The sequence below is a fragment of the Kitasatospora sp. NPDC096077 genome, assembly GCF_040303245.1.
Taxonomy (GTDB): Bacteria; Actinomycetota; Actinomycetes; order Streptomycetales; family Streptomycetaceae; genus Kitasatospora.
The window spans coordinates 21,090-28,760 of sequence record NZ_JBEOSV010000097.1 but is presented as its reverse complement, the minus strand read 5'-3'; the positions used below and the strand labels follow the sequence as shown (position 1 = coordinate 28,760).

Genomic DNA, 7,671 nt, shown 5'->3' with positions numbered 1-7,671 from the left:
GGGCCGCAGCAGCGGCAGCGGGCGGGCGCCGGCCAGGTGGGCGGCGCGGGCGTCGGCGGCGGCGGTGAGTTCGGCGTCGCGGGCGCGCTCCTGGCGGGCGTACTCGGCGTACGGCATGCCGGGCGGCGGGAGTTGGGGCCGGCCGCCGTCGCGGGCGGCGGTGTACAACTCGGCGAGGTCGGCGGCGAGGACGGGCAAGGAGCCGCCGTCGACGGCGATGTGATGGATCGTCAGCAGCAGGGTGTGGTCCTCGGGCGCGTGCCGCAGCAGCAGCGCGCGCAGCACCGGCCCGTCGGTGAGGTCGAACGGGCAGGCGGCCTCGGTCACCAACTGATCGACGCAGTCGCCGGGGGCGTCCAGGACGGGCAGCGGCACCGGGCGCACCGGGTCGATGTGCTGGTGCGGCTGGTCGCCGTGGCGCGGGTAGCGGGTGCGCAGGGCGGCGTGCCGTTCGGTGAGGCCGGTGAGCGCGGTGGCGAGGGCCTCCGGGTCGAGCGGTCCGCGCAGCCGGGTGGCGATCGGCACGTTGTAGAGGGCGCCGCCCTGGCCGAGGTGGTCCATCAGCCACATCCGCTGCTGGGCGTGCGACAGCGGGGCCGGGCCGGAGTCGGCGGCGGGCTGCTCCGGGGCGGGGGCGGGGCGGCGGTTGCGGGCCCGACGGAGCAGGTCGTTCTGGTCGCTGGTCATCGCTGTGCTGCTCCGGGGGTGTCGTCGGCGGCCCGCAGGGCGCGCTCCAGCAGTTCGGCCTGTCCGGCCACGGTGGGGTGGCCGAGGAAGTCGGCGAGGGAGAGGTCGACGCCGAGGTCGCCGCTGAGGTCGTCGACGACCCACATGGCGAGCAGCGAGTGGCCGCCCTCGGCGAGGAAGTCGGCGGCCGGGTCGGTGATCCGGCGTTCCAGGGCGCGGCTCCAGGCCTCGGCGACGACCTGCTGGATCGGGGTGAGTTCGACCTCGGCCCGGGCGCGGCCGGCGGCATCGGGGTCGGCGGCGGCGAGCGCGCGCCGGTCGACCTTGCCGGTGCCGGTGAGCGGCAGTTCCCCGAGGATGCTCCAGGCGGTGGGCACCAGGTGGGCGGGCAGCTGCTCGCCGAGCCGGGTGCGCAGGGTCTCGACGGCCGCGCCGGCGCCGTCGGCGAGCACCACGCAGGCGGTGAGCGCGGCGTCGGGTCGGCCGGCCCGGCGGACCACCACGGCCGCCTCGGCGACCTCGGGGAACTGGAGCAGCGCGTGCTCGACCTCGCCGGGCTCGATCCGGAAGCCCCGGACCTTCACCTGGTCGTCGGTGCGGCCGTGGAACTCCAGGGTGCCGTCGGGGCGTTGGCGCACCAGGTCGCCGCTGCGGTAGGCGCGGCCGCGACCCGGGAGTTCCGGGAAGCGTTCGGCGGTGAGCTCGGGCCGGTCGAGGTAGCCCTGGGCGAGCCGCTCGCCGCCGATCCACAGTTCGCCCACCGCGCCGGGCTCGACCGGGGCGAGGTGCTCGTCCAGGACCAGGGCGCGGGCGCCGCCGAAGGGCCGTCCGATCGGGACCGGGCCGCCCGCGCAGTCGTCCGGGGTGATCCGGTGCGCGGTGGTGAAGGTGGTGGCCTCGGTGGGCCCGTAGACGTTGTACAGCTCCAGCCAGGGGAAGGCGCGCAGCACCGCTCCGGCGTACTCGGGGGCGAGCGCCTCACCGCCGACGGCCAGGGTGCGCAGCACGCCGAAGATCCGGGACTGCTTGGCGGCCAGGTGGTGGAAGAGCGCGGTGGTGAGGAAGGCGGTGGTGACGCCGAACCGCTCGATGTCGCGGACGAGTTCCTCGGCGCTGGGCCGGTCGGCGGGCGAGACGGCGACGGCGGCGCCGCGGGCGAGCGGGGCCCACAGTTCGAAGGTGGCGGCGTCGAAGGAGGGGGTGGAGTGGAAGAGCACCCGGTCCCGCGGGCCGAGGGCGAGCCCGTCGGGGGCGGTGACCAGGTCGGTGACGGCGCGGTGCGGGACGAGTACGCCCTTGGGCCGGCCGGTGGAGCCGGAGGTGTAGTAGAGCAGGGCGGGCGCGTCCGGGTCGGCGGCGTCGGGGACGGGGGCCTCGGTGTAGCCGCCGTGCTCGGCGAGCACCAGGCTGCGCTCGGCGGGCAGTCCGGCCTCGGCGAGCAGCGCCTTGTCGCCGAGGACGAGCCGCACGTCGGCGTCGGTGGTCATCTCGGTGATCCGCGGGCGCGGGTAGGCCGGGTCGAGCGGGACGACGAGGGCCCCGGCCCGCCAGGCGGCGAGTTGGGCGACGGCGAACCGGGCCGATCGGGCGCAGAGCAGGCCGACGGCGCTGCCGGGGCCGATCCCGCGGGCGGCCAGGACGGCGGCCAACCGGCCGGAGGTGTCGTGGAGTTCGCGGTAGGTGAGGTAGCCGTTGCCGTCGGTGACGGCGAGGGCGGTGGGGTGCTGCTCGGCCTGCCGGGCGATCAGCGCGGGCAGGGTGCCAGGGGTGGAGGTCATGGCTGGGTCCCTTCCGGGCGCCCCGGCCCGGGGCCGGGGCGCCGCTGGTCACGGTGAGGTCAGAGGACGGACTCGCTCGGCAGCCGCTCCTCCACCAGCCGTGCGACGGCCCGCAGGTCGGGCTGGCGCAGCAGCAGGGGGGCGCGCAGCCGCACGCCGTACTCCTCCTCCAGGGACTCCAGCAGTCGGGCGGCGGCGAGCGAATTGCCGCCCGAGGCGAGGAAGTTGTCGTCCGGGCCGAGCTCGGCGTTGCCGATCAGCTCCCGGCAGAGCTTCAGCACGGTCCGCTCGACCGGGGTGTCGCCGTCCTCGCCGACGGCCGCCGGGGCCGGCGGAACGGCGGCGAGCAGCGCCGCGCGGTCCACCTTGCCGTTGGCGTCCAGCGGGTAGCGCTCGACCAGCCGGACGGCTGAGGGCACGGCCTGCTCGGGCAGCCAGGGCCGGACGGCGTCCAGCAGGCTCGCGGGCTCGGCGTCGCCCTCGGCCTGGACGAAGGCGAGCAGCCGCACCCCGCCGGCCGGGGCCGGTTCGGCGGCGACCACGGCCCGGCGCACCCGGGCGTCGCGTTCGAAGGCGGCCTCGACCTCGGCCGGCTCGATCCGCACGCCGCTGACCTTGACCTGGTCGTCCAGGCGGCCGTGGAACTCCAGCACGCCGTCGGCGCGCATCACCACCCGGTCGCCGGTGCGGTAGACCCGGTCGATGCCGTCGACGCCGGGCGGCACCTCGACGAAGCGGCGGGCGGTCAGCTCGGGGTCGAGGTAACCGGCGGCCAGCCCCCGGCCACCGATCCTCAACTCCCCGGCCGTGCCCCTGGGCACCGGGGTGCCCTGCTCGTCGGTGACCAGCAGGACGGCGCCGGGGATCGGCAGGCCGATCGGCGGCGCGTCGGCACCGTGGTCGCCGCCCGGCGCCATGGTGTGCACGGTGGTGGCGACGGTCGCCTCGGCGGGACCGTAGGCGTTGTGGACGGTCGCGGTGACCTCCGGCCCGGGCGCGCGGCGCAGCCGGTCGCCGCCGACCGTCACGTGGCGCAGCGCCAGTCCGGTGGGCCAGGGCCGGTTGAGGATCGGCTCGGCCAGCGGGGTGGGCAGCACGGAGACCGTGATGCCGGCCTCGCGCCACCAGTCGGCGAGCGCGCCGGAGTCCCAGCGGACGGCCTCGGGGGCGACGACCAGCGCGGCGCCGGAGGTGAGGCCGGCCCACAGCTCCAGGACGTGCGGGTCGAAGGCGACCCCGATCAGCAGGCTGTGCCGCTCGCCGGGGCCGAGGCCGGTCAGCTCGCGGTACCACTGCAGCAGCGCGCCGAGGGCCGGCTCGGTGACGGCGACGGCCTTGGGGGTGCCGGTGGAGCCGGAGGTGAGGACGGCGTAGTGGGTGCCGACCGGCACGCCGGCCTGCCCGCCGGGCGTCAGCGCGGCGACCACGCCCTCGGTGGGCAGGTCAAGGTCCAGCCGTTCGCCGCCGGGCGGCAGTACGGCGGCTTCGCCGACCAGGCAGACCGGGCGCAGCTGTTCGGCGACGGCCTGGAGGCGCTTCTCGCCGGGGCGCGGGCCGAGCGGCAGGTGGACGGCGCCGAGCTTGGCCGTCGCCAGGGTGACGGCGGCCAGCGCCGTCGACTGGCCGAGGCAGACGCCGACCAGGTCGCCCGGGCCGACCTTGCCGCGCAGCGCCTCGGCCACGGTGTCGGCGAGGCGGTCGAGTTCGGCGTAGCTGTGGGTGTGCTCGCCGTCGATCAGGGCGGGCGCCTGCGGGGTGCGGTGTGCCCAGCTGGTGAACAGGTCGAGGACCGCGCCGTCCTGGTGCGGGCGGCCGTATCCGATGCTCAGGGATTCCATCATCGTCTCCAAGTACGCACGTCGAACCGTCAGTTCTGGCTCGTGGGGCGGGCGGTGAACGCCTTCCGGGGCGCGGCGGCCCCTTCGCGGTGGCGCGGGCGCCCGACGGTCCCGTCGGCGCCCTTGCCCGGTACCGCCGAGGGCGCGCTCACTTGACGTCCCCGGCGAGGACGCGGGCCTGGTCGGCCAGTACGGCGTGCCGGAACAGGGTGCGCAGCGGCGGGCGGCTGCCCAGGTGCGGCTCCAGGTGGGCGGCCAGCTGGGCGGCGAGCAGCGAGTGGCCGCCGACCTCGAAGAAGTGCGAGTCCGCGCCGAAGCGGTCGTGGCCGAGCACCTCGCGCCAGGCGGCGGCGATCAGCTGCTGGCCGGGGTCGGTGAAGGCGCTGGGCGCGTGCTCCTCCTGCTCCTGCTCCTGCGGCGTCTCCTCGACCAGCCGGGCGAGGGCGGCGCGGTCGGGCTTGCCGCCGGCCACCGTGGGCATGGTCTCGACGGCCGTCCAGGTGGCCGGGACGAGTCCGCCGGGCAGCCGGCGGGCCAGCGCGGCGTGCAGGGCGGCCTGGTCGGGGCGCTCGGTGCCCTCCAGGAAGCCGACCAGGCGGGGGCCGGTCCGCGGGTCGGTGTGCAGCACCACGGCGCAGGAGCGGCCGCCGAGTTCGGCCGAGGCGGCGGCCTCGATCTCCTCCAGCTCGATCCGGTGGCCGCGCAGCTTGACCTGGTTGTCGGCGCGGCCGAGGAAGCACAGCCGGCCCTCGGTGTCGCGGTAGCCGCGGTCGCCGGTGCGGTAGACCCGGGCGCCGCCGAGGGCGGGGACGGTGACGAACCGGGCCGCGGTGGGCTCCGGCAGGCCGACGTAGCCCTCGGCCAGCAGGCCGCCGCTGACGGCGAGTTCGCCGACGCAGCCGTACGGCAGCGGGCGCAGCGTCTCGTCCAGGACGTGCAGCCGCACGCCGTCGAGTTCGGTGCCGAGCGGGATCTCGCCGTCCGCCTCGACGTCGGCCGTGCCGACCCGGTGGACGGTGGAGGTGACGGTGGCCTCGGTGACGCCGTAGGCGTTGAGCACCGTGGTGGCCCCGGTCAGCCCGGCCAGTGCCCGGGCGGGCAGCCGTTCGCCGCCGAGGACGAGCAGCCTGGGCGTCCAGCGGCCGTCCCGCAGCGCCTCGCGCAGGTCCTCGCGGACGGCGAGCAGGTAGCTGGTGGGCAGGTTCGCGACGGTGACGGCGCGGGCGGCGAGCACCGCGACCAGCTCGGGCCCGGTGGGCACCTCGCGCTGCGGCACCACCAGGGCGGCGCCGGCCGCGAGGGCGGGCAGCACCTCCTCCAGGGAGACGTCGAAGGACGGCCGGGCGAACAGCAGCACCCGGTCGGCGGCGGTGAGTTCGTAGCGGGCGGCGATCGCGGCGACGTACCCGGCGAGCGCCTCGCGGCCGACCAGGACGGGCTTGGGCACGCCGGTGGAGCCGGAGGTGTGGATGAGGTACGCGCCGCCCGCCAGGACGGCGGCGGGCTCGGCCTTCGGGAAGGCGGGGCCGTCCAGCAGGGCCGGGGTGAAGCCCTCGGCGGGCAGCGCGCGGGCGCTCTGCCGGGTGGCCAGGACCAGGGCGGGGGCGAGCCGTTCCAGCAGCAGGCCGAGCCGGGCGGTCGGGTCCTCGGTGGACAGCGGCGCGTGCACGGCGCCGAGCCGCAGGCAGGCCAGCAGGGCGACCACGCTGTCGGTGCCGCGCGGCAGCACGGCGGCCACCGGCTGGCCGGCGGTGACCCCGGCGGCGCGCATCCGGTCGACCAGGTCGCCGACCCGGCGGTCGAGTTCGCCGTAGGTGAGGCGCTCGGTGCCGGCCAGCACGGCGAGCGCGGTCGGGTCGTGGGCGGCGGCCGGGTCGAGGCCGGCCGGGGTGAGCGGGGCGGCGGGCTCGGCCGCGGGGGCGGGGGCCAGCTCGGCGAGCACCGCCTCGGGGCCGTCGAGGTAGCAGCGCAGCAGCTCCAGCAGGCGCTCGGAGAGCAGCACGGCCCGGGCCTCGCCGAACAGGTCGGCGTCGTAGTCCCAGATCAGGGTCATCCCGGCGACGCCGTGCTTCTCGCCGACCACCCGGCGGTCGTCCGGCAGCAGCACCAGGTCGAGGTCGAAGCGGGTGGTGCCGGTGTTGAATCCCTCGTACAGCGAGACGTCGAGGCCGGGGGCCTGGACGTCGGGCAGCGCGGCGTCGTGGGCGCTGAACATCACGTTGAACAGCGGGTTGTCGGCGCCGCCGGTGTGCAGCCCGAGGCTGTGGGTGAGTTCCTGCACCGGCAGGTGCTGGTGCGGCAGGGCGCGCATCAGGACGTCGGTGACCTCGTCGACGGCCTCGGTGCCGGAGGCGGCCGGGTCGATCCGCAGGCGCAGCGGCACGGTGTTGACGAACATGCCGACGGTGCCCTCGTAGCCCTCCGGGCGGTTGCCGACGGCGGTGCCGACGGTGATCTCGCGGTGGCCGCTGTGCCGGCGCAGCAGTTCGGTGAACAGGGCGAGCAGGGTGGAGAACGGGGTGTGGCCGTCGGACTTGCTGCGCTCGCGCAGCCGCTCGGCGAGGTCGGCGCCGATCGACTGGCGCAGCTGGCCGCCGCGGTGGCGGCGCTCGACGCCCGGCCGGGCCAGCCCGGGCAGGGTGACCTCGCGCGGGGCGTCGGCCAACTCCCTGGTCCAGAAGGCGAGGGCGCGCTCGCGGGCCCTCGGGTCGGCCTCGGTGCGGGCGTGCTGCTCGTACGAGGGGGCGGTGGCCAGCTCGTACGGCTGGTCGAGGACCCGGGCGCGGTAGACGGTGAACAGGTCGCGCAGGAAGATCGCGAAGGAGTGGCCGTCGTGGACGAGGTGGTGCTCGACGTGGATCAGCCGGTGGTGGTCCTCGGCGAGCTTGACCAGGTGCCAGCGCAGCAGCGGCGCCCGCTCGGTGTCCAGCGGCTCCTCGGCCTCGGCGGCGAGTAACGTGCGGAACACCGTCTCCGGGTCCGCCTCGGCGGTGAAGTCGCTGTGCCGGAGCTCGGGTTGGCAGTCCTCGGCGACCCGCTGGCCCGGGAGGCCCTCCGGTCGGGCGACCAACTCCAGGCGCAGGCCCGGGTGCTGGGCCAGGACGGCGGCGAGGCCGGCGTGCAGGGCCGCGCGGTCGAGGGTGCCCCACAGGTCGAGCACGCCGGTGAAGTTGTAGGCGCGGCTGCCGGGCTGCATCTGCTCGTGCAGCCAGACGATCTCCTGCGAGGGAGAGAGTGCGAACATGAAGGATTCCCTTGTGTGGTGGGCGTGTCGGCACTGCGGTGGCCGGGCGCGGAAGTGGGGTGGTCCCGGTGGCGGCCGGTGGGGGCCGGGCCGCACCGGGGTGAGGGTGCGGCCCGGGGTCCTC

Annotated in this window: 4 protein-coding genes; all 4 read right to left on the bottom strand. The window is 76.6% G+C overall.

Annotated elements, in window-relative coordinates; translation table 11 throughout:
* The coding region (locus ABTZ03_RS41255; RefSeq protein ID WP_350518385.1) for a condensation domain-containing protein at nucleotides 1-687 on the bottom strand (687 nt) is incomplete at its 3' end.
* A complete protein-coding gene (locus ABTZ03_RS41250; protein ID WP_350518384.1) occupies nucleotides 684-2,465 on the bottom strand; it encodes a non-ribosomal peptide synthetase in 1,782 nt (593 codons plus the stop codon). The genes ABTZ03_RS41255 and ABTZ03_RS41250, both read right to left, overlap by 4 nt.
* Before the next feature lie 59 nt (nucleotides 2,466-2,524).
* Entirely contained in the window at nucleotides 2,525-4,303 is a 1,779-nt protein-coding gene (locus ABTZ03_RS41245) for a non-ribosomal peptide synthetase (RefSeq protein ID WP_350518383.1), read from the bottom strand.
* Nucleotides 4,304-4,451: 148 nt separating this feature from the next.
* Nucleotides 4,452-7,547 (bottom strand): non-ribosomal peptide synthetase, encoded by a 3,096-nt coding sequence (locus tag ABTZ03_RS41240; protein ID WP_350518382.1) that lies wholly within the window; start codon nucleotides 7,545-7,547, stop codon nucleotides 4,452-4,454.
* Between the last annotated feature and the right edge of the window lie 124 nt (nucleotides 7,548-7,671).